Annotated in this window: 20 protein-coding genes and 2 tRNA genes; 7 read left to right on the top strand and 15 right to left on the bottom strand. The window is 64.0% G+C overall.

What is annotated here, in order from left to right:
- Nucleotides 1-25 precede the first annotated feature (25 nt).
- Nucleotides 26-556 carry a flavin reductase family protein gene (locus tag P2G67_RS12770; protein ID WP_275823606.1) on the top strand — a complete coding sequence of 177 codons (531 nt, stop codon included), beginning with the start codon at nucleotides 26-28 and terminating at the stop codon, nucleotides 554-556.
- A gap of 11 nt (nucleotides 557-567) precedes the next feature.
- The gene (locus P2G67_RS12765) at nucleotides 568-1590 is read left to right on the top strand and encodes a bifunctional riboflavin kinase/FAD synthetase (RefSeq protein ID WP_275823605.1); all 1023 of its coding nucleotides are present in this window, start codon (nucleotides 568-570) and stop codon (nucleotides 1588-1590) included.
- Between the two features lie 16 nt (nucleotides 1591-1606).
- On the opposite strand, the gene P2G67_RS12760 is transcribed toward P2G67_RS12765, so the two are convergent.
- The 11 genes from P2G67_RS12760 to P2G67_RS12710 form a co-directional block, all read right to left on the bottom strand.
- Nucleotides 1607-2881 (bottom strand): TRAP transporter large permease, encoded by a 1275-nt coding sequence (locus P2G67_RS12760; RefSeq protein WP_275823604.1) that lies wholly within the window; start codon nucleotides 2879-2881, stop codon nucleotides 1607-1609.
- The gene (locus P2G67_RS12755) at nucleotides 2878-3405 is read right to left on the bottom strand and encodes a TRAP transporter small permease (protein ID WP_275823603.1); all 528 of its coding nucleotides are present in this window, start codon (nucleotides 3403-3405) and stop codon (nucleotides 2878-2880) included. The genes P2G67_RS12760 and P2G67_RS12755 overlap by 4 nt, the downstream gene beginning before the upstream one ends.
- A gap of 106 nt (nucleotides 3406-3511) precedes the next feature.
- Nucleotides 3512-4483 (bottom strand): TRAP transporter substrate-binding protein, encoded by a 972-nt coding sequence (locus P2G67_RS12750; protein ID WP_275823602.1) that lies wholly within the window; start codon nucleotides 4481-4483, stop codon nucleotides 3512-3514.
- Between the two features lie 55 nt (nucleotides 4484-4538).
- Nucleotides 4539-5288, bottom strand: coding sequence for a glucose 1-dehydrogenase (locus tag P2G67_RS12745; RefSeq protein WP_275823601.1), 750 nt, complete (start codon nucleotides 5286-5288; stop codon nucleotides 4539-4541).
- Nucleotides 5289-5369: 81 nt separating this feature from the next.
- Nucleotides 5370-6110 carry an AMP-binding protein gene (locus P2G67_RS12740; protein ID WP_275823600.1) on the bottom strand — a complete coding sequence of 247 codons (741 nt, stop codon included), beginning with the start codon at nucleotides 6108-6110 and terminating at the stop codon, nucleotides 5370-5372.
- Between the two features lie 59 nt (nucleotides 6111-6169).
- Entirely contained in the window at nucleotides 6170-7930 is a 1761-nt protein-coding gene (odhB, locus tag P2G67_RS12735; protein WP_275823599.1) for a 2-oxoglutarate dehydrogenase complex dihydrolipoyllysine-residue succinyltransferase, read from the bottom strand.
- Nucleotides 7931-7978: 48 nt separating this feature from the next.
- Nucleotides 7979-10945 (bottom strand): 2-oxoglutarate dehydrogenase E1 component, encoded by a 2967-nt coding sequence (locus tag P2G67_RS12730; RefSeq protein WP_275823598.1) that lies wholly within the window; start codon nucleotides 10943-10945, stop codon nucleotides 7979-7981.
- Nucleotides 10946-11052: 107 nt separating this feature from the next.
- Entirely contained in the window at nucleotides 11053-11937 is an 885-nt protein-coding gene (gene sucD / locus P2G67_RS12725) for a succinate--CoA ligase subunit alpha (RefSeq protein WP_275823597.1), read from the bottom strand.
- On the bottom strand, nucleotides 11937-13133 hold the full coding sequence (sucC, locus tag P2G67_RS12720) for an ADP-forming succinate--CoA ligase subunit beta (RefSeq protein WP_275823596.1): 1197 nt from the start codon (nucleotides 13131-13133) through the stop codon (nucleotides 11937-11939). The genes sucD and sucC overlap by 1 nt, the downstream gene beginning before the upstream one ends.
- Nucleotides 13134-13315: 182 nt before the next feature.
- Nucleotides 13316-14272: a malate dehydrogenase gene (gene mdh / locus P2G67_RS12715; protein ID WP_275823595.1), complete on the bottom strand. Its 957-nt coding sequence runs from the start codon at nucleotides 14270-14272 to the stop codon at nucleotides 13316-13318.
- 153 nt (nucleotides 14273-14425) lie between these two features.
- Nucleotides 14426-16288 (bottom strand): ABC transporter transmembrane domain-containing protein, encoded by a 1863-nt coding sequence (locus P2G67_RS12710; protein WP_275823594.1) that lies wholly within the window; start codon nucleotides 16286-16288, stop codon nucleotides 14426-14428.
- 163 nt (nucleotides 16289-16451) lie between these two features.
- On the opposite strand from P2G67_RS12710, the gene rpmE reads away from it, so the two are divergent.
- The 5 genes from rpmE to P2G67_RS12685 all read left to right on the top strand — a co-directional run bounded on the left by rpmE (nucleotide 16452) and on the right by P2G67_RS12685 (nucleotide 19307).
- A complete protein-coding gene (gene rpmE, locus P2G67_RS12705) occupies nucleotides 16452-16679 on the top strand; it encodes a 50S ribosomal protein L31 (protein WP_275823593.1) in 228 nt (75 codons plus the stop codon).
- 255 nt (nucleotides 16680-16934) lie between these two features.
- On the top strand, nucleotides 16935-17504 hold the full coding sequence (nusG, locus tag P2G67_RS12700; protein WP_275823592.1) for a transcription termination/antitermination protein NusG: 570 nt from the start codon (nucleotides 16935-16937) through the stop codon (nucleotides 17502-17504).
- Between the two features lie 297 nt (nucleotides 17505-17801).
- Nucleotides 17802-18560: an aminoglycoside adenylyltransferase family protein gene (locus tag P2G67_RS12695; protein WP_275823591.1), complete on the top strand. Its 759-nt coding sequence runs from the start codon at nucleotides 17802-17804 to the stop codon at nucleotides 18558-18560.
- Nucleotides 18561-18726: 166 nt separating this feature from the next.
- Nucleotides 18727-18951, top strand: coding sequence for an antitoxin MazE family protein (locus P2G67_RS12690; RefSeq protein ID WP_275823590.1), 225 nt, complete (start codon nucleotides 18727-18729; stop codon nucleotides 18949-18951).
- Complete coding sequence (locus tag P2G67_RS12685) at nucleotides 18948-19307, top strand: type II toxin-antitoxin system PemK/MazF family toxin (RefSeq protein ID WP_275823589.1); 360 nt, start codon at nucleotides 18948-18950, stop codon at nucleotides 19305-19307. The genes P2G67_RS12690 and P2G67_RS12685 overlap by 4 nt, the downstream gene beginning before the upstream one ends.
- 43 nt (nucleotides 19308-19350) lie before the next feature.
- Here P2G67_RS12685 and P2G67_RS12680 read toward each other — a convergent pair.
- The 4 genes from P2G67_RS12680 to P2G67_RS12665 all read right to left on the bottom strand — a co-directional run bounded on the left by P2G67_RS12680 (nucleotide 19351) and on the right by P2G67_RS12665 (nucleotide 20973).
- A tRNA-Arg gene (locus P2G67_RS12680) sits at nucleotides 19351-19427 on the bottom strand.
- Nucleotides 19428-19455: 28 nt separating this feature from the next.
- Complete coding sequence (locus P2G67_RS12675) at nucleotides 19456-19761, bottom strand: ETC complex I subunit (RefSeq protein ID WP_275823588.1); 306 nt, start codon at nucleotides 19759-19761, stop codon at nucleotides 19456-19458.
- Nucleotides 19762-19796: 35 nt separating this feature from the next.
- Nucleotides 19797-19873: transfer RNA gene (locus tag P2G67_RS12670), tRNA-Pro, on the bottom strand.
- A gap of 62 nt (nucleotides 19874-19935) precedes the next feature.
- Nucleotides 19936-20973: an aromatic ring-hydroxylating oxygenase subunit alpha gene (locus P2G67_RS12665; RefSeq protein ID WP_275823587.1), complete on the bottom strand. Its 1038-nt coding sequence runs from the start codon at nucleotides 20971-20973 to the stop codon at nucleotides 19936-19938.
- Between the last annotated feature and the right edge of the window lie 106 nt (nucleotides 20974-21079).

The raw sequence follows: 21079 nt of genomic DNA, 5'->3' as shown, positions 1-21079 counted from the left end.
CACTTCGTAATGGCAGGAGCGGAGAATGACCGGAGCAGGCGAGAAAGCGGCGCAGCAAGGAACCCCAGAGGCAAGCACCGTGGATCGAAGTGATCTGCGCGACGCTCTGGGCAGCTTTGCCACCGGCATCGCCATCGTCACCAGCATTGACGAGACCGGTACGCCCGTGGGCGTGACGGTTAACTCTTTTTCGTCGGTCTCCATGGACCCGCCCCTGGTGCTCTTCTGCCTGGATCGGGGCGCCTTCAGCCTGCCCACCTTTGTCTCGGCGAGCCACTTCGCCATCAACATCCTGGAAAGTGCACAGGCTGAACTCTCCAAGCGCTTCGCCACCCCAATGGCCGACAAGTGGGCGGGGCTGCGCTGGACCGCAGGCTCTGGAGGCATTCCACTTATCCCCGGCTGCGTCGCCTGGCTGGAGTGTGCTCGCCATGAGGTGATCGAGGCCGGCGACCATTTGATTCTGGTCGGCGAGGTCATGCGCGTGCGCAACGAAGCGGAGCGTGATGCACTGCTCTACAAGCGCGGCCGCTACGGCCGTTTCGTCAGCGCTTAGAGACGCCTCACATGCGCTTGATTCGCCACCCCCGTGCAACGCCAGCTGAGTGCCGCAATGCGGTCGCGGTCATCGGCAACTTCGATGGCATCCATCGCGGACACATGCACCTCCTGGAGCACGCCCGTGACCTGGCGACAGCGCGGAACGCGCCCTGGGGCATGGTCACCTTCGAACCGCACCCAAGGCGTCTCTTCGCCCCCGACCTTCCGCCCTTTCGGCTGACCCCACTGCGAGTGAAGGCCCGCCTGCTGCAAAGCCTGGGCGTCGAGGTGCTCTGGGTATTGCGCTTCAATCGGGCACTGGCCGGCTTGACGCCCGAAGCCTTTGCCCGAGAGGTCTTGCATGAGGGATTGGCGCTCAAGCATGTGGTGGTGGGCGCGAACTTCCGCTTCGGCAATCGGCGCGCGGGAGATGTGGACGCGCTGAAACAATACGGGCAATCATTCGGTTTCGGCGTCAGCGGCCTCGGCATGGCGTCCGCACCAGGCCAGGCGCAGGAGGTCTACTCCTCCAGTCTGGTGCGTGAGTACCTGCAGGCCGGCAATCCCACCCGCGCGGCGCTGTTGCTCGGCCGCTACTGGGAGATCGAGGGCCGGGTGCATCATGGCGCCAAGCGCGGCCGCGAGCTGGGCTTCCCCACGGCCAACATCCTGCTCGGGCGCGATACGCTGCGCCCTGCCTTTGGCATCTATGCCGTGCGCGTGGCCGTGGAAGGCGCCCCAGGGGAAGGTCGCAGGACGACCCGCTGGTTGCCAGGCGTAGCCAATCTCGGCATCAGCCCCATGTTCGATTACGCCGAACCGTTGCTGGAAGTGCACCTGATCGACTATCAGGGCGACCTATACGGCCGTCATTTGCGAGTGGCCTTCATTGACTATCTGCGGCCCGAAGCGCGCTTTGACAGCCTGGACGCCCTGAAGGACCAAATGGGCGAGGACTTGCGTCGCGCCCGCGCCACACTGGCCTGGGAAGACTGGCAGGGCAACTGGCCCGCCAGTTCCTTCCTTCCCCTGCGACCCGGCGAAACCTGATCGCCCTGTTCTGAACTCAGTAGAGCAGGTCGCGTAGCCCCAGGCTGATAAAGGGCAAATAGGTTATCGCCAGCAGACAGCCCAGCACGATCAGGACAAAGGGCAAGAGCGCCGGCACGATGCGATCGATGGAGATGCGTGCCACCGCACAGGCCGCAAAGAGGTTCACACCCAAGGGCGGCGTGAACATCCCCAGGGCGAGGTTCACCACCACGATCACCCCGAAATGCACCGGGTCGACGCCATAGCTGATCGCGATGGGCGCCAGGATTGGTGCCAGCACCAGGATCGCTGCCGAGGTCTCGATGAACATGCCCACGATCAGCAGCAGGACATTGACCGCGAGCAGGAAGCTCCACTTGTCATCGAACCACTCGGTGGCGAGGTTGCCGATGGCGGCCGGGATGCCGGCACGTGTGAGGATGAAGGAGAAGAGCGCGGCCGCTGCGATGATGAACATCACCACCGAGGTGGAGATCATGGTCTCGCGCAGAATGCGCGGCAGATCACCCAGCTTGAGTTCGCGGTAGAACACCAATCCGACGGCCAAGGCGTAGAAGACCGCGACGGCCGAAGCCTCCGTGGGCGTAAAGACGCCGCCATAGATGCCGCCGATCACCACCACCGGCATCAGCAGGGCCGCCCCCGCCCGCTTGAGGGCCGTTCCCAGATCCAGGCGGTCCTCACCGTCGCGCTTGCCGTAGCCGCGCAGGCGGCACCAGAGCGCCAGGAAGATGATCAGCGACAGCCCCACGAAGAGGCCCGGGCCGATGCCGGCGATGAAGAGCTGGCCGATCGATGTATCGGTCGCCACGCCGTAGAGAATGAGCGGGATCGAAGGGGGAATCAGCACGCCGAGTTCGGCCGAGGAGGCCTGAATGGCCGCGGCCGTGTTCCGCGGATAGCCGTGGCGCACCATCGCCGGTATCAGGATTGCGCCGATGGCGAAGGTGGTCGCCACCGAAGAACCGGACACCGAAGCAAAGATCATGCAAGTGAGCACGCAAGTGCAGGCCAGGCCGCCCTGGATGCCGCCGATGATCGACTTGGCCAGATCCACCAGGCGGGCCGATATGCCGCCGGCCGACATCAGGTTGCCGGCCAAAATGAAGAAGGGGATGGCCATCAGCGGGAAGGAATCGATGCCCACGAACATGCGTTGCGCCACCAGCAGCAGGGGCAGATTGCTGAAGAACTCAATGCCGATCACCCCCGCCATGGCGAGGGACACGGCCACCGGCACGCCGGCCAGAAACAGAATGGCCAGAGTTACGAAGATGGGAAGGCTCACGCGGCGCCTCCCGCTTCCTCGTGCATGTCGTCAATGCGCGCTGGAACACCGTCGCGCAGCATTTCGCCAAAGCGCGCGATCAAGGCCAGCATCGAGAAACCGGCTCCCACGGGCAAGGCGGCATAAAACCATGCGATTGAGATCTCGATGCCTGCCAGATTCTGGTTCTGCACTCGCTCCGCCATGGCGATGCCGTACCACCCCAGGACGGACAGGAAGACAAGGCACACGAGGGTGATGAGCCCGTGCATCACCAAAGCGGTGCGTCCCTGAACGAAGCGGTGGACCAGATCGACAGCGATCATCGATCCCTGCCGAAAGGCGGCGGCGATACCGAGATAAACGCCCCAGATCATCAGGGAGCGCGCCATGACCTCGGACCAGGTCGAGGGCAGCCCCAGCACGAAGCGGGTCAAGACCTGATAGAAGGCAAGGGTCACGGCAATCGCCAACAGCAACGCCGCGATGTTATGGGCCAGCCGGGTGGTGAGACGTTCCACTCGAAGCAGCAGATCGATTATCACGGTCTATCCACCAGGTGCGTGCAGAAAAGAGCCGGCCGCGCGACGCCTTCGCCATTGAAAGCGGCGCGCAACCGGCTCCAAGGCGTCGATCACCTATTCAGGCTGATCACTCGAAAGCCTGGATCCGCTGGATCAGCTCATCGCCGTTGTCGGCGATGAAGCTTTCCCACGCCGGTGCCGCTGCTTCCTGGAAGGGAGCCTTGTCCACCTCGGTGACCACGTCCATGCCGTGTTCACGGAAGAGCTCGATACCGCGGGCCTCGTCCGCCTCGACACGCGCACGTGTGGCTGCCGCAGACGCAGCAGCGGCCTCATAGAACCAGCCCTGCTCTTCCTCGGAGAGGCCGTCGATCACGAAGGGCGAGGCCAGGACGATCGCCGGCGAATAGACATGGCCGGTCAATGAGACGTGATCCTGCACCTCCCAGAACTTGGCGGCAGCGATGACCGGAATCGGGTTCTCCTGCCCGTCCACGGTGCCCTGCTGCAGGGCCGTGTAAACCTCCGGCCAGGCCATCGGCGTGGGGGCCGCGCCCATGGCTTCAAAGGCACGCATGTGCACCTGGTTCTCCATGGTGCGAACCTTCAGTCCATCCAGATCCTCCGGCGCATCGACGGCCCGCTGCGAGTTCGTCAGGTGGCGGAAACCATTCTCCGACCAAGCAAGGCCCACCAGATCCTGATCGCGCATGTTCTCGAGCATTTCCTGCCCGATTTCGCCATCGAGAACCCCGCGGGCATGCTCGTAGTCGCGGAACAGGAAGGGCAGATCGAGGACCAGAACTTCCGGCGCGAAATTGCCCAGCGGGCCGCTGGAGGTGATCACCAGGTCCACGGAGCCGATCTGCAGGCCCTCGATCATGTCACGCTCGCCGCCCAGGGCGCTGCTGGGATGCTCGACGACGGTGAACTTACCGTCGGACAGGCGCTCCAGGGTTTCGCGGAAGGCGACAGCGCCGTCACCGTAGTGAGAGTCCTGCGCCAAGGGATAGCCCAGGCTCAATTCCTGCTGAGCGGTGGCCACACCGCCGGTGACAAGGATGGCCGCCGCTGCGGCAAGACTAGCAACGTACTTCATCTCAGGTGGTTCTCCCCGTATTTTGGATTATTCGCTAACAGAATGAGGCAAGCGCTTAGACGCAGCGCCCACCGTCCACCGGCAACTCGATGCCAGTGATGAACTCCGCCTCTTCCGAGGCCAGCCAGAGCGCAGCCCGGGCAATGTCCAGCGGCTTGCTCATGCGTCCCAAAGGAATGGTCGCGACGAAGCGGGCCCGGTTCTCCGGCGTGTCCGGCACGCCCATGAAGTGCTCGAGCAGTCCGGTTTCGCCGATGACCGGGCAGATGGCGTTCACCCGGATGTTATCCGGCGCCAGCTCCACGGCCATGGACTTGGAAATCACGTTGGCCGCACCTTTGGAGCCGTTGTACCAGACCAGGCCGGGGCGCGGTCGGATGCCTGCCGTGGAGCCTACGTTGATCACCGAACCGCCGCCTTTGGCGCGCATGGCCGGCACGGTCGCTTTGGCCATGAGATAGATCGCCTTGACGTTGACGGCGTAGACCTTATCGAAGGTCTCCTCATCCACCTCCAGCATCGACTGGTTGCGGTGGGTGATGCCCGCATTGTTGACGACGATGTCCGCCTCGCCGAAGGCCTCGCGCGTGGCGGAGACGATGGCATCGATGCCAGCAGCGGTCGAAACGTCTCCCGCAGCAGCAATGGCAGCAGCGCCGATATCATCGGCAACGCGCTTGGCTTCCTCAGCGCGGATATCGGCGACACAGACCTTAGCCCCCTCCTCCGCGAACAAGCGGGCAATGCCTTCGCCGAAGCCGCCGCCGGCACCGGTGACGATGGCAACCTTGTCCTTCAGTCTCATGCAGCGTTCCTCGCTTCCATCTTATGTTGCAGGATCATCCTCAAGCAGGGAGAGCAAAACAAGCCCGTTCCCAGGCCGGTCTCACGGTACTTCCCGATCACTTCCAGCTTGTTGGCCGATCTTCGTCAGGCTCTTGCGGTCCAGCCTCGGCGAGAGCAGCACACGGGCACCGGCCTCCAGGCCACGCAGCACCGCTGCAAAGCTGCGCGCATCGGCCAGCGGCGCCGTCAACAGCCACCGCTCGTCCGGCCGCTGCGGCGCCGCTGCTGCCGCAATCTCTGTTTGGAGACAAGCGGCGTCCCACTCCATCACCAGGCCCTCCAGAGCCGTCATCCCGCGCGGCTCGCCCTCGAACGGCTGCCGTTTCTTCAGAAAGGCATAACGCAGGAAGCGTGGATCGGGTGGCAGCGTGGCCAGACCGCCGCCGCGCAACAGAGGCGCGATCAGATTGCGCGGAAAGGGCAAGAGATCGGTCAAACGGTCAACGGCCACCGGCATATCGGCAGGACAGGCACGCAAGAGCCGCAGCACCTTGTCGAAAAGCGGCGTTGGATTGGAGGTCACCAGCAGCGTCGGCGGCCTCTCGGCAAGACGCGTAGCCAGCTCCGCTTCCTCCTCGCGCGGGTCCAGCACCAGCAGGCGCAAGCCCAGGCAATCGGCAGCTATCAACAGTTCGATCTGTGTCGGACTGTTGGGCAGAAGCACGGCCACCCGGTCGCCGTGGCCCAGCCCCCCTGGCACCACTTCAACCAGTCCTGCCGCCAGCGCCCGGCCGGCCTGCACCAGGTCCGGGGCCGATGTCGTGCGGCCGAGGAAGTCCACACTGCCTCGACCCGAATCAACATGGGCCTGTAGCGCCCTTGGCGCCTGACGACCCGCGGTCACAGGTCCAGAAGCAGGCGCTCGGGATCCTCGATCGCTTCCTTGACCTTGATCAGGAAGGTCACCGCCTCGCGACCATCGACGATGCGGTGATCGTAGGAGTGCGCGAGATACATCATCGGCCGAATCTCCACCTGCCCCTTCACGGCCATGGGCCGCTCCTGGATCTTGTGCAGGCCGAGAATGCCCGATTGCGGGGCATTGAGGATCGGCGTGGACAGCAGCGAACCGAAGACGCCGCCATTGGTGATGGTGAAACTGCCGCCCTGCATTTCCTCGATCTTGAGCTTACCGTCGCGCGCGCGGCCGGCAATCTCGCCCAGCGAAGATTCGATCTCGGCGAAGGACTTGCCGTCGCAATCACGAATGATGGGGACCATCAAGCCCTGGGGTGTCGAGACCGCCATGCCGATGTCGAAGAACTTGTTGTAGACAATCTCATCCCCGTCGATACGGGCATTGACCGCCGGCACCTCCTTCAGCGCCGCCACCACGGCCTTGGCGAAGAAGGAGGTGAATCCCAGCTTCACGCCGTGCTTCTTCTCGAAGCCTTCCTTATGCTTGGACCGCAGGGCCATGACCGCGCTCATATCCACCTCGTTGAAGGTGGTCAACATGGCCGCCGTGTTCTGCGCTTCCTTCAGGCGTCGGGCAATGGTCTGGCGCAGTTTGGTCATGCGCACCCGCTCCTCGCGCTGCGAGGAGTCGGCGGGAGCCGCCGTCGATTTGGGCTCAGCACTGGACTGAGAGGCCGCGGTCGGTGCCGGCGCTTGCGCCGCCTGCACCTGCGGCTTCGCCAGCAACTCCTTGCGCCCTTCCACCACGGCCAAGACGTCTTCCTTGGTCAAACGTCCCTTGGGACCTGTGGCAGGGATGCGCGCCGGGTCCAGGCCGTGCTCGGCAACCAGATTGGCCACCGCCGGCGAAAGGGTCATGCTCGAGCTTCCGCCCGCGCTCTCGAGGAAGCTCTTCAAGTCGCGCGCCGTGATCTTGCCGCCTTCACCGCTGCGCGGCGCTGCACTGGGATCAAGGTCGCTTGACGTCGCCTCTGCAGGGGCTGCTTTCTCGGGCTGAGATGTCTCGGACGCCTTCGCTTCGGGTTCCGCCGCGGCGGCGGGCTTGCTTGGCGCAGACTTCGCGCCTGCTCCGCCGGCGGTAACAGAGCCCAACACCTCGCCCGGGCCCACAGTGGCGCCTTCGGCTGCATCAATCCGGGTAAGCACACCGGCCACCGGTGCATTGACTTCCAGACTGACCTTGTCGGTTTCCAGCTCCACCAGAGGCTCGTCCGCGCCCACGCTGTCGCCTTCCTGCTTCAGCCACTTCGCGACCGAAGCCTCCGCCACGGACTCGCCAAGCGTCGGCACGACCACTTGCTGTTCCTCGCCGCCACCGGCATCCTCTTCGCTCGGCGCGGCCTCGCTCGCCTCTTCCTCGGCGGGTTCTGGTGCAGCGGGCTCGGCCTTCTGCGAATCAGCCGCCGGCGCCTGTTCGGCAGGCTTGTTTTCAGCGGGCTTGCCCTCGCCTTCACCGATGCGGCCCAGCAGTGCATCGACCTCGACGTTGGCGCCCTCTTCCGCCAGGACCTCGCTCAATACACCGGCTGCGGGCGCATTCACCTCGAGCGTCACCTTGTCGGTTTCGAGCTCCACCAAGGGTTCATCCGCGGCCACACTCTCGCCGGGCTGTTTCAGCCATTTGGCCACTGTAGCCTCGGTGACAGATTCGCCCAGCGTCGGGACCCGGATCTCGGTTGTCATGATCGCTCTCTTGTCCTTGGTTCGTCCGATGGCTGCGTTGATAGAGGGCTACTTGGCCGCTGTGCGCTGTTCCTCGTCGGCGGCACGACGGGTACCGATCCGACCGACCCGCGGCATGCCCACGGTGAGCGCCTCTTGCAGGAGCTGGTTCTGTTCGGCCACGTGCCGCTGGAAGCGCCCGGTGGCGGGCGACGCCGCGGCCCGCCGACCGGCATAGCGCGGCCGCGACTTCTTGAAGCCGATCTCTTCCGCCGTTTCCTCGATGAAGGTCTCGACGAAGGACCAGGCGCCCATGTTGCGCGGCTCCTCCTGGCACCAGACCAGCTCGCAGTGACGGTAGGGCTCGAGCCGTTCCTGCAAGGCATCCCAGGGGAAGGGGTAGAGCTGCTCCAGGCGGATGAGGTGCACGTCCTTGACCTGATGCTTCTCCTGCTCTTCCAGCAGGTCGTAGTAGACCTTGCCCGAACAGAGCACGACTTGCTTGGCATCCTTCGGCTTGCTGGGCAGCTGGGGCTGCACCATGACCCGATGGAAGGAACTGTCCCCGGTCATGTCCGACAGGTTGGACTGGCAGCGCTTATGCCGCAGCAGCGATTTCGGCGTCATCACCACCAGCGGCTTACGGAACTCCCGATGGACCTGGCGGCGCAGTGCGTGGAAGAAGTTCGCTGGCGTGGTGCAGTTCACCACCTGGATATTGTCTTCGGCGCAGAGCTGCAGGAAGCGCTCCATCCGGGCAGAGGAATGCTCCGGCCCCTGCCCTTCGTAGCCGTGGGGCAGCAGCATGACCAACCCGGACATCCGCAGCCACTTGGCCTCGCCGGAAACGATGAACTGGTCGATGATGATCTGGGCACCGTTGACGAAATCACCGAACTGCGCCTCCCAGAGCGTGAGCGCCTTGGGTTCGGCCAGCGAGTAGCCATACTCGTAGCCCAGGACCGCCAGTTCGGACAGCGGGCTGTCAACGATCTCCAGCTTGGCCTGATCCGCCCGGATGTGCTCCAGGGGCTTGTAGACCTCTTCGGTCTTCTGGTCGATCAGCGAGGCATGACGCTGAGAGAAGGTGCCGCGGTTGCTGTCCTGCCCGGACATGCGCACCGGATGGCCTTCTATCAGCAGCGTGCCGAAAGCCAGAGCCTCCGCCGTCGCCCAATCAACCCCGGTCCCGCTCTCGAAGACCTTGAGCTTGTTGTCCAGCTGACGCTGGATCTTGCGATTGACGTTGAAGCCTTCCGGATAGCTGCACAGCGCTTCACCGACTTCCCTGAGCTGCTCCTCGGACACGGCCGTACGTCCGCGACGCGGATCATAGCCGCGTGCAGCCTTGAAGCCGCTCCACGCCCCCTCCAGCCAGTCAGCCTTATTCGGCTTATAGGATTTGGAAGACTCGAATTCCTTATCCAGCCGGTCGAACCACTGCTGCACCAGCGCATCTGGCTCCTTCTCCGAGACCACCCCCTCGCTTGAAAGCTGTTGGGCGTAGATGTGACGCGTCGAGGGATGCCCCTTGATCCGCTCGTACATCAGCGGCTGGGTGAAGGCCGGCTCATCGCCCTCGTTATGGCCGAAGCGGCGATAACAGAACATGTCGATGACGACGTCCTTCTTGAACGTCTGCCGGAACTCCGTGGCGATGCGCGCCGCATGGACCACGGCTTCGGGATCGTCGCCGTTCACGTGCACAATTGGCGCCTGGATGATCTTGGCCACATCCGAGCAATAGGGGCCGGAGCGCGAATTGACCGGATTGGTGGTGAAGCCGATCTGGTTGTTGACGATGAAGTGGATGGTGCCGCCGATGCGGTAGCCCTTGAGCTCGGAGAGATCGAGCGTCTCGGGCACCAGCCCCTGGCCCGAGAAGGCCGCATCGCCGTGCAGCAGAAGGGCCATGACCTTGGTGCGGTCGCTGTCGCCGCGCTGTTGCTGCTTGGCCCGCACCTTGCCGCAGACCACCGGGTTCACCGCTTCCAGGTGGGAGGGGTTCGCGGTCAGGGACAGATGGACCACGTTGCCGTCGAACTCGCGATCTGCCGAAGTGCCAAGGTGGTACTTCACGTCGCCGGAGCCACCCACGTCCTCGGGGTGCGCGGCGCCGCCCTGGAACTCGCTGAAGATCGCCTGAAACGGCTTGGCCATGAAGTTGGCCAGCACGTTCAGGCGACCGCGGTGCGGCATGCCGATCACCACTTCCTCAAGCCCAAGCTGACCGCCGCGCTTGAGGATCTGCTCCAGCGCCGGGATCATCGCCTCGGCGCCATCGAGACCGAAGCGCTTCGTGCCGGTGTACTTGCGGTCCAGAAACTTCTCGAAGGATTCAGCGGCCGTCAGGCGCTCAAGGATGGCCCGCTTGCCGGGAATGGTGAAGTCGGTCCGATTATGGTCTCGGGTCTCGATGCGCTCCTGGATCCAGCGCTTCTGGTCCGGATCCTGGATGTGCATGAACTCCACGCCAATGGAACCGCAATAGGTCTCGCGGAGTGCCTGCACGATCTCCCGCAGCGTGGCGATCTCCATGCCCAGCACATTGTCGATGAAGATCGGCCGGTCCATGTCGGCATCGCTGAAGCCGTAGGACTTCGGATCGAGTTCCGGATGCGGCTCGACCTCGACCAAGCCCAGGGGGTCCAACTGAGCCTCAAGGTGTCCGCGCACGCGATAGGCGCGGATCAGCATGAGTGCGCGGATCGAGTCCACGGTTGCGGCGCGCACACGGGGATCGTTGATGTCCGCAGGGACAGCGCCGGGCGGCAGCATGGGGCGTGGCGAGCGCGTTGGCCGGGTGTAGCCGTCGGGACAGCCTTGAGCGCCGGCATCGCCGGGTTCCGCCCCTTCCGGCCAGTCCACTGCCTCGTTCAGGACCGATCGGGCATCCTCGTCCAGAGCATCGAAGAATGCTTTCCAGTCCGCCCCCACGGCATCAGGATAACCGAGATAGGTGGCATAAAGCGCCGTCAGTTCGGGCGCATGAGGCCCCATCAACTGCACGTCACCACTCGCCTGTTGCTGCGCCATCGCTTCTTTCGGCGCGGGACCCGCAAGGGCGGCCGCGCCGCCTCCTTCCAATCAAAGGCCGGGGAAGCCGAATGCAACTCCCCCGGTCTCATTTAACACAGTGCGCGCTACTTACCAGCGGCCTGCATGGCCTTGACCATGGTGCTGCCCAGGCTGGCCGGTGAGTCGGCCACGAAGATGCCTGCCTCCTGCAGCGCCTTGATCTTGAAGTCAGCGGTGTCGTTGCCGCCCGAAATCACCGCACCGGCATGGCCCATGCGACGCCCCGGAGGGGCCGTGCGACCGGCAATGAAACCACAGACCGGCTTCTTGGTTGCTGCGGCAGCCAAGTACTCGGCGCCCTTCACCTCGGCGTCACCGCCGATCTCGCCGATCATGATGATGCCTTCGGTCTCATCGTCGTCGAGGAACATCTCGAGACAATCGACGAAGTCGGTGCCGTTGACCGGATCGCCGCCGATGCCGATGCAGGTCGACTGCCCCAGCCCTGCTGCCGTGGTCTGGGCTACTGCCTCGTAGGTGAGGGTGCCGGAGCGCGAGACGATGCCGATCTTGCCGCGCCGATGGATATGACCGGGCATGATGCCGATCTTGCATTCATCCGGCGTGATGATGCCCGGGCAGTTCGGCCCGATGAGCCGCGCCTTGCTGTCCACCAGGGCGCGCTTCACCTTCACCATGTCCAGCACCGGAATGCCCTCGGTGATGCAGACCACCAGTTCGATTCCGGCATCGATGGCTTCCAGGATGGCGTCGGCTGCGAAGGGCGGCGGGACGTAGATCACGCTTGCGTTGGCGCCGGTGTCGTTCACCGCTTCGGCCACGGTGTTGAAGACCGGCAGGTCCAGGTGCTTGCTGCCACCTTTGCCCGGCGTCACGCCGCCGACCATGTTGGTGCCGTAGGCAATCGCCTGCTCGGAATGAAACGTCCCCTGCGCGCCGGTGAAGCCCTGGCAGATGACCCGGGTGTTCTTGTCGACCAGAACGGCCATCAGTTCGCCTCCTTCACTGCGCTCACGATCTTCTCCGCCGCATCGGCGAGGTTGTCGGCCGACACGATGGGCAGGCCGGACTCCTCCAGGATCTTCTTGCCGAGCTCCACATTGGTGCCTTCCAGCCGCACGACCAGCGGCACATGCAAGCTGACCTCGCGCGCCGCGGCGACCACGCCCTCGGCAATAACATCACAGCGCATAATGCCGCCGAAGATGTTGACCAGGATGCCCTCGACGTTGGGGTCCGAGAGGATGATCTTGAAGGCTGCGGTCACCCGCTCCTTGGTGGCACCACCGCCGACATCGAGGAAGTTCGCCGGCTCACCGCCATAGAGCTTGATGATGTCCATGGTGGCCATGGCCAAGCCGGCGCCATTGACCATGCAGCCGATGTTGCCGTCGAGCTTGATGTAATTGAGCTCGTGGCGCCCGGCCTCGATCTCCATGGGATCTTCTTCATCCTCATCGCGCATTTCGGCGACGTCGGGATGGCGGAAGAGCGCGTTGTCGTCGAAGCCCATCTTGGCATCGAGGGCGATCACCGCCCCCTCGCCCGTGACCACCAGCGGATTGATCTCCATCAGGGAGACATCGAGCTCAGTAAAGGCCTTGTACATGGCCGCAAGGAACTTAGCGGCCGCGCCCACCTGCTTACCTTCGAGGCCCAGCGCGAAAGCGATCTTGCGCGCCTGGAAGGGCATGAGTCCGACGGCCGGATCCACGGGCTCCTTGACGATCTTTTCCGGATGGGAGGCTGCCACCTCCTCGATCTCCATCCCGCCTTCCGTGGAAGCAACCACCGTCACCCGGCTGCTGGCGCGATCCACGAGCATGGACAGGTAGAGCTCACGAGCGATGTCGCAGCCTTCCTCGATATAGAGGCGCTTGACCTCCTTGCCCGCCGACCCGGTTTGCTTGGTAACCAGAACATGGCCCAGCATGGCACCGGCGTTCGCGCGCACTTCCTCGATGGACTTGCTGACGCGCACACCGCCCTTGCCTTCAGGGTCATCCTGGAAACGACCCGCGCCGCGTCCGCCGGCGTGAATCTGCGACTTGACCACCCAGACGGGGCCGCCGAGTTCCTTTGCGGCCGCTTCCGCTTCGTCCGGCGTGTAGGCGACATGCCCGCGGGGCACTGCCACACCGAACTTCGCGAGCAAGCTCTTCGCCTGATACTCGTGAATATTCATGCTGTTGCGCTCATTTCTTCCAAGGAAAGTTTAGAATGAAGCTGTCGAGACACGCTCCGCCCCACACCCATGTTTTTCGGCGCCTTCGCCTCCCGGTGGCACTTTAACAGCCTGTCGAAACGGCGCAACCGGCGCCGGAAATACCTGGGTTCGAGACGGAGTGTCTCGCCACATGCGCTGGATCACGCGCCTTCGAGATTCTTGCAGGCGTCGATCAATCCACGCACCGCATTCACCGAGTGGGTGAAGCCGTCCATTTCGGTTTCGTTGAGTTCGAGTTCCACGATCCGCTCAATGCCATCCGCACCGATCACCGCCGGCACGCCGACATAGAAGCCGTCCACGCCGTATTCGCCGGACAGATAGGCAGCGCAGGGCAGCACGCGCTTCTTGTCCTTGAGGTAGCTCTCCGCCATGGCAATGGCCGAGGAGGCCGGGGCGTAGAAGGCAGAGCCGGCCTTCAGCAGGCCCACGATCTCGGCGCCGCCATTGCGGGTGCGATCGACGATAGCGTCGAGCTTTTCCTGAGTGATCCAGCCCATCTTGACCAGATCCGGCAGCGAGATGCCGGCCACGGTGGAGTGGCGCACCATCGGCACCATGGTGTCACCATGGCCGCCGAGCACGAAAGCCGAAACGTCTTCCACGGAAACCTGCATCTCCTCGGCCAGGAAGTGGCGGAAGCGTGCGGAATCGAGCACGCCAGCCATGCCCACCACCTTATTGTGCGGCAGGCCGCAGGCCTCGCGCAGCACCCAGACCATGGCATCCAGCGGATTGGTGATGCAGATGACAAAGGCATCCGGCGCATGCATCTTGATGCCCTCGCCGACCGCCTTCATGACCTTCATGTTGGTGGCCAGCAGGTCGTCGCGGCTCATGCCCGGCTTGCGCGGAATACCGGCGGTGACGATCACCACATCCGCGCCGGCAATGGCCGAATAGTCGCTGGCGCCGGAAAAGTTGGCATCGAAGCCTTCGACCGGGGCGGACTGGGCAATGTCCAGCGCCTTGCCCTGGGGAATGCCGTCGACGATGTCGAAGAGCACGACGTCGCCCAGTTCCTTCAAGCCCGCCAGCAGGGCCAGCGTGCCACCGATGTTGCCTGCGCCGACCAGCGCGATCTTGTTGCGTGCCATGGAAAACTCCCCGGATTCGAGGCCGCTTCGATTAGGGGTCGAGCGGCTATCATTGCGCCGAAAAACGCGGAAAATGGACCCCCGCTGTTTACGACCTTTGCCGGTTCGACACAAGGCGGCGTCGCCTTCTGACTAGCGGCCCGGCGGTCAGGATCAGGCGCCGGCCGTGGACAGTGGGAGCGCCGGCGAGAGGTGGTTGCCCGCAAAGCGATCAGCCTGATCGAACTGCAAGGTGGCCAGGCGCCGATAGAGGCCTTCGGGTTCCGCCATGAGCGACTCGTGGGTGCCGCTTGCCACCACACCTCCGCGATCCAGCACCACGATGCGGTGCGCGCGCTGAACTGTGGCCAAGCGGTGGGCAATCACGAGAGTCGAGCGACCGCGTGACAGTCGATCGAGCGCGCCCTGCACCATCCGCTCGCTCTCGGAATCCAGGGCCGATGTCGCCTCGTCAAGCAGGAGCACTGCCGGATCGCGCAGAATGGCCCGAGCAATGGCAAGGCGCTGGCGCTGACCGCCGGACAGGCGCACGCCGCGCTCCCCCAGGAAGGTGGCGAAGCCCTGCGGCAGGGCATCCAGAAACTCCGTGCAGCCGGCGGCCTCTGCCGCTTCGCGCACTTCGTCATCGCTGGCGCCGGGGCGGCCGTAGCGGATGTTCTCCCAGGCGTCGGCGGAGAAAATGACCGCATCCTGCGGCACCAGACCGATCCTTTGCCGCAAGGCCTGGGGATCGGCCTCGCGCAAATCGACTCCGTCGAAGAGAATGCGCCCCGCCTGGGGGTCGTAGAAGCGCAGCAGAAGCTGGAAGACTGTCGACTTTCCGGCCCCCGATGGCCCCACAAGCGCCACGGTCTCGCCCGGCTCCACCGCCAGATCAAAACCTTCCAGCGCCGGTGCATCCGGCCGAGCAGGATAGCGGAAAGCCACGGACTCGAAACGAACGGCGCCTACGGGCGGCTCCGGCAGGGCCACCGGCTGAGCCGGAGCGGCAATCTCCGGCTCGGTGCGCAGCAGCTCAATGAGCCGTTCGGTGGCACCCGAAGCGCGCTGCAGATCGCCGATGACTTCGCCAATCGCCCCGAAGGCGCCGGCCACCACCACGGCATAGAAGACAAAGGACGCCAGTTCGCCGCCGCTGATACGGCCGTTCAGGACATCGCGCCCACCGATCCAGAGCACCGCAGAGACCGCACCGAACACCAGCAGGATCACCAAGGCTGTCAACCAAGCGCGGGCACGGATGCGGGCCACGGCGGTGGTGAAGGCTTCCTCCACTCGCCCGGTGAAGCGGGCCCGGTCCAGGTCCTCATGGGTGAAGGCCTGCACCGTGCGGATCGCGTTCAGCGATTCGTCTACATAGGCTCCGACATCGGCGATGCGATCCTGGCTGTCGCGCGACAGGCGTCGTACCCGGCGCCCGAACAGGAGAATAGGGAAGACGACGAGTGGCGTGACCAGCAGCACCAGCCCCGTAAGCTTCGGCGAGGTGATCAGCAGCATGATCAGACCGCCGGCAAACAGCAGTGTGTTGCGCAGCGCGATGGACACCGAGGTGCCGACCACGGTCTGCAGCACGGTGGTGTCCGATGTCAGCCGGGAGAGGACCTCGCCGGTGCGGGTGGTCTCGTAGTAGGCTGGGGAAAGCCGGATCACGTGGCCGTAGACCGTCTTGCGTACGTCGGCAATGACCCGCTCGCCGATCCAGGTCACCAGATAGTAGCGGCCATAAGAAGCGAGCGCGAGCACGACCACCACGCCGAAAAGCCCCAGCACCGCCCGGTCGAGCCGTCCCGTGTCGCCGGCGGCAAAGCCCTCGTCCACCAAACCGCGCAGTCCGGTGCCAATGGCAAGCAATGTGCCAGCCGCGATCACCAGCGCCACCATCGCGCCGGCAACCTGCAGCTTGTAAGGTCTCACGAAACGCCAGAGATAGGTCAGGACCCGAAAGTCCCGCCCAGTCGGTCGATCGAACTGCTGACGCGCCGCGGCCGTCGCGGCTTCCTGGATGCGTGCCATCGGCACCTGTTCCGGCTGATTGCAAAAGGCCCACAGCGGAGATCCAGTCTTCAGGCTCCGCCTGGCGCGGCTGCTAGATCGCATGCCCAGCGGCAGGGAGCAAGGCGGCCTTGCAATAGCCCCGTCCCTTGGTTACAAGGCGCGCGACTTACGGAGGTGCGCGATGAAACAAGGTATTCATCCTGACTATCATGAAGTGACCGTCATCATGACCGACGGCACCGAGTACAAGACCCGCTCCACTTACGGCAGCGCGGGTGACACGCTGCGCCTCGACATCGACCCCAAGACGCATCCGGCCTGGACCGGCGTTCACCGGGTGTCGGATCGTGGCGGCCAGGTGGCGAAGTTCAACAAGCGCTTCGGTGCCTTCGGCCTCAAGAACGACTGATTGCGCGGAACCGGGCCACGTACTGGCTCGGTTTCTTCGCACAGCACACGCAGCAGGGCGGCCCTTTGTGGCCGCCCTTGTTGTGTTCGGTGTTGTGTTCGGTGACCTGTGCCGCTTTTTCGCGGCACTGGAAAGCCATTGCCTCTGCCGCACTGGACTCGATACAATCTTATGTAGAGATTTTCAGTGCGATGCGCTTTGATCGTTGCGGATCGCTGCGTCTATGAACAATCGACGGGTCGCAGGGGTGGGGTTGTGACAGCGAACAGGTGCAACACAGCAGAGGGCACCGCACCCTCCGCACAAGGCCAGCCGCCGGAATTCCTCAGCGAACAGGCGTGGTTCCTGGCCCAGTTCAAGCCGAACTGTCAGCACATCGCCGAGCGCAACCTGCAGCGCCAGCACTTTCCAGTCTTCCTGCCGCAGCAAAGGGTCACCCGCCGCCAGCGCGGCCGCTTCGTCGAAGCGCTGCAGCCGCTTTTCCCGGGCTACCTCTTTGTCTCCTTCGATCCGGCCAGCGGCGGCTGGCGCAAAATCAACGCCACCTACGGCATCACCCGCCTGGTCGCTTTCGGGAACGATCCGGCCCCCGTGCCCCCTGCCCTCCTCGCCGAGCTCATGGCCCGCTGCGACGGCGAAGGCCAGCTCCAACCGCTCTCCGCCTTTACCCCGGGCGACGAGGTGCGCGTGACCAAGGGCCCCTTCGCTGACTTCGTTGCCCGGATCGAAGAGCTCGACTCGCAAGAGCGCGTCTGGCTCCTCCTCGACATCCTGGGCCGCCCTACCCGAGTCTCTGCGAGTCTGGATGCGCTGCAGAGCGTGTAAGGCTGTTGCGAGTGGGGACTGGTAGCTTCGACACGAAGGGCACCAAGAGTTGCACGAAGTGCACAAGAACCTTCCTCGTGGGACTTTGTGAAAGCCTTGGTGCCCCTCGTGTCAAAAGAACCCTACAGACCATCGGCAACCCCTTCGGACCAAGGGTGTACCCATGTCGATGTCAGTCCAAGGCATTGCTTTTCTCCAAGGTGTCGCAACCCATGAGAATCATAACTGGCTGAAATCACTGAACTTAATTTTCGGTCGAGCTCTCACGCGCGAGCAGATGAAGTGAACAGGCTTGAGATGCCCGCAGAGGCCAGGCAGGCCCTTGCGCAGGCCCAAGGTGCTTTTGGCCCTGCGCTCATGGCAATGTACTTGCATGGCTCAGCAGTGGCGGGCGGCCTCCGTCCCCAAAGCGATGTAGACCTGCTTGCTGTGGTCGACCAGCCGGTCACTCAAGCAAAGCGCGAATCTCTGGTGGCATCATTGATGCACATTTCAGGGCGCCATCCCGCAGCCCCGAATGGCCCGCGACCGCTCGAACTTCTCGTCTTTCACCACGACACTCTCAGGTCAGAGGCGTATCCACCACGCGCCGAGCTGGTCTACGGTGAATGGTTGCGTACAGCATTTGAGGCTGGCGCGCGGCCGAAGGCCGTGGTCGATCCGGAATTCACCTTGCTGCTGGCACAAGCCCGCCGTGAGGCCAGAGCGCTACTGGGACCCGATCCGGCCGAGTTGTTGCCATGCATTCCGGAAGCCGAAATCCGCCGAGCGATCGGAGAAACACTGCCGGCACTTCTCGATGCGCTCGCCGGCGATGAGCGCAATGTCCTTCTGACACTCGCAAGAATGTGGCGGACGGTGGAGACAGGCGACTTCGTGCCGAAGGATGTTGCAGCGGATTGGGCAATAGCTCGCCTGCCCACGACGGCTGCTGAACTGCTCGTTTACGCGAGAGCGGGTTACCTGGGCGAACGGAAGGACGAGTGGTCAAGCCGGCAGAAGGAGGTCCAATCCCTGGCCAACCATTTCTGCGCGCGCATCACCCAAAACCTGTGAGCGGGCTTCGCGTTACCTCAGTGTTACCTAAGGGTTGCCCTACTGGCAGCGCGTGCTGCGTCTTCTGGACGGTGAGCGAATGAGCGAACTCTGTCGAGAGTAATGCCGGTGGTTGATCGCGGTGCATTATGGTAGGTTACATGAAACTTCATCGCGGATATGTACCATGGCAACAGCATCCAATTCGAAGTCCGTGCAGGCTAAGGTTCGCCAGCACCGCGAGCGGCTGCGTGCGCAGGGTTTGCGGCCCGTCCAAATTTGGGTTCCGGACGTGCGAGCGGCTTCCTTCCGGGAGCAGGCGCATCGCCAGTCGAAGGCGGTCGCCGAAAGCAATCTCGCGCAAGAGGATCAGGCTTTCATCGACGCGGTGTCCGCTTGGGACGATGAATGAGGCGCGGCGAGATCTGGACCGTTTCTGGCGGCAGGGACTATGTGGGGAAACCTCGCCCGGTCGTGATCGTTCAGGACGACAACTTCGACGCAACCGACTCCATCACGATATGCGCCTTCACCACCGATCCCACTGACGCCCCGCTTTTCCGCCTGATGGTTGAGCCGAACGAGCGCAACGGCCTGCGCTTCGCTTGCCGGCTGATGGTGGACAAGATCACCACCGTCCCCAAGGCAAAGCTGGGCGCGCGTGTCGGACGGCTTGATGACGAGGACATGGTGCGGATCAATCGGGCCATGACCGTGTTCCTCGGCATAGCCGCTTCGCCGCGAACCGGAAGGAAAACCGAGGCGTAAGATCGGCCCGAGATGCCTTTCGGAGAATGAACAAGACAGAAAATGGCGCGCCCTGCAGGACTTGAACCTGCGACCTAGTGCTTAGAAGGCACTTGCTCTATCCAGCTGAGCTAAGGGCGCTTTGGCCAGGGTGGCGGGCCTGGCGGGGTCAGTGGGTCCAGCGGTTCAGGCGGTCGACGCGGAAATTGTCGGCGTAGGCCTTGGGGCGCAGCGTGCGCTCGCGCGGCCGCTCAACGCTGTACATGTAGCCATGCTTCTCGGCATAGGCCACGGCTTCCTCCGCGGTCTCGAACCAAAGGCGCAGCTGCTGGCGCGTGTCGGGCGAGGAGGTCCAGCCCATCAGCGGCTCGATGCTGCGTGGCGCGGCGGGCTCGAATTCCAGCACCCAGCGCCGGGTGTTGCCGCGGCCCGATTGCATGGCCGTCTTGGGAAGCTGGAAGATCCGCACCTGCATGGCTCTTTCCGTCCGTTCAAGGTTCCGTGGCGGCATGGTCGGGGCGGCCGGATTCGAACCAGCGACCCTCTGCTCCCAAAGCAGATGCGCTACCAGACTGCGCTACGCCCCGCGCGCCGCACTTCGCATCGGGGTTTAGGCCCTCGCCGCGCCAGGGTCAAGCAACCAGCGCCGCTATTGCGCGGCCCGTTCCTCGGGCGCCAGGCTCGCCTGCACCCGCTGCTGGAAGTAGGCGACGGCGGGTTCGTGGCGCGGGCTGAGCGGGCCCGGGCTGTAGGCGCCGGAGGCATAGTTGCGCTGCGTCTCCTCGCAGATGCCGAAATCCTCCTCCACGATCGCACAGTTGCCCTCGATGGTTCGCTGCCGCGCCTCGGTCCCCTCGGCGCTGCTGTCCGCAAAATAGAAGTGATAGACGAGCTCCGTGCGCTCCGGCCCCAGCGGGTTGATCCGGCTGGTGTTCATGCCGCCCGGGAAGGTGGAAAGCGTCCAGTTCGGCCACATCCACATCCACTTGCCGCCATAGAAAGAGCCCTCTTTCTGAGGCGCCGTCATGCGGATCATGCTCTGGCGCACCCGGGTCTCGAAGCCCTCGAATTCAATGGTGCGCAGGAAACCCGGGTGAATGCCGGGGATGTGATACCCTTCAACGAAGTTGTCGGTGTAGGTCTTCCAGTTCGCCGCCATCACGAAGCGCCGGGTTGCCAGCGCGGTGAAGGATTCGAGCGGGTGGTCGGCCACCTCTTCCGGCAGATCGCCCAGCTGCTCCAGCAGATCCTGTTCCGGCTCGATGGCGAGGAAGAGCAGGCCGCGCCAGCTTGCCACCGACACGGGCTCGAGCGGCCAATCCTCCAGGCGGAAATCGGGATACTCGCCAAACCAGGGCGCCTTCTGCAGCCGTCCCTCCTGGTCATACACCCAGTTGTGATAGGGGCAGCGCAAGAGGTTGCAACGCCCCTGCCCTTCCGCCAGCAGGCGGGCACCGCGGTGGCGGCAGAGATTGTGGAAGCCGCGCAGGACACCGTCGCGACCGCGCAGTACGAAAAGGTGCCACCCGGCCAGCTCGACAGCGAGATAGTCGCCGGGCGCAGCCACCTGACTTTCCGGACCCAGCAATTGCCAGGAGCGGCGAAAAACCGCCTGCCGCTCGGCGACGTACACGCCTGGATCAACATAGAAGTGCGCCGGCAGATTGCGCTGCAGCGAAGCTGTCATCCACGTCTCCCTGATTTCAGTGCGGCGGCAAGTCTCTGGAAATCGTGCCAAAGTTACAATGCGGTAGGGCGCCGGGAACCGCGGAAACAGGTAGCGATTCCAGCTT

Source organism: Aquibaculum arenosum, assembly GCF_029222965.1.
GTDB lineage: Bacteria > Pseudomonadota > Alphaproteobacteria > Kiloniellales > DSM-21159 > Aquibaculum > Aquibaculum arenosum.
Note: the sequence above shows the minus strand (reverse complement) of the source record. Positions and strands in the feature narration are given on the sequence as shown.

Excerpts from the sequence above, each read along its gene's own strand:
- P2G67_RS12765 (WP_275823605.1), top strand. The coding sequence starts at position 568 with ATGCGCTTGATTCGCCACCCCCGTGCAACGCCAGCTGAGTGCCGCAAT.
- P2G67_RS12750 (WP_275823602.1), bottom strand. The coding sequence starts at position 4,483 with ATGAAGTACGTTGCTAGTCTTGCCGCAGCGGCGGCCATCCTTGTCACC.
- P2G67_RS12710 (WP_275823594.1), bottom strand. The coding sequence starts at position 16,288 with ATGGCACGCATCCAGGAAGCCGCGACGGCCGCGGCGCGTCAGCAGTTC.
- odhB (WP_275823599.1), bottom strand. The coding sequence starts at position 7,930 with ATGACAACCGAGATCCGGGTCCCGACGCTGGGCGAATCTGTCACCGAG.
- P2G67_RS12695 (WP_275823591.1), top strand. The coding sequence starts at position 17,802 with ATGCCCGCAGAGGCCAGGCAGGCCCTTGCGCAGGCCCAAGGTGCTTTT.
- P2G67_RS12665 (WP_275823587.1), bottom strand. The coding sequence starts at position 20,973 with ATGACAGCTTCGCTGCAGCGCAATCTGCCGGCGCACTTCTATGTTGAT.
- P2G67_RS12730 (WP_275823598.1), bottom strand. The coding sequence starts at position 10,945 with ATGGCGCAGCAACAGGCGAGTGGTGACGTGCAGTTGATGGGGCCTCAT.
- P2G67_RS12745 (WP_275823601.1), bottom strand. The coding sequence starts at position 5,288 with ATGAGACTGAAGGACAAGGTTGCCATCGTCACCGGTGCCGGCGGCGGC.
- mdh (WP_275823595.1), bottom strand. The coding sequence starts at position 14,272 with ATGGCACGCAACAAGATCGCGCTGGTCGGCGCAGGCAACATCGGTGGC.
- rpmE (WP_275823593.1), top strand. The coding sequence starts at position 16,452 with ATGAAACAAGGTATTCATCCTGACTATCATGAAGTGACCGTCATCATG.
- sucD (WP_275823597.1), bottom strand. The coding sequence starts at position 11,937 with ATGGCCGTTCTGGTCGACAAGAACACCCGGGTCATCTGCCAGGGCTTC.
- P2G67_RS12770 (WP_275823606.1), top strand. The coding sequence starts at position 26 with ATGACCGGAGCAGGCGAGAAAGCGGCGCAGCAAGGAACCCCAGAGGCA.
- sucC (WP_275823596.1), bottom strand. The coding sequence starts at position 13,133 with ATGAATATTCACGAGTATCAGGCGAAGAGCTTGCTCGCGAAGTTCGGT.
- P2G67_RS12675 (WP_275823588.1), bottom strand. The coding sequence starts at position 19,761 with ATGCAGGTGCGGATCTTCCAGCTTCCCAAGACGGCCATGCAATCGGGC.
- P2G67_RS12690 (WP_275823590.1), top strand. The coding sequence starts at position 18,727 with ATGGCAACAGCATCCAATTCGAAGTCCGTGCAGGCTAAGGTTCGCCAG.
- P2G67_RS12685 (WP_275823589.1), top strand. The coding sequence starts at position 18,948 with ATGAGGCGCGGCGAGATCTGGACCGTTTCTGGCGGCAGGGACTATGTG.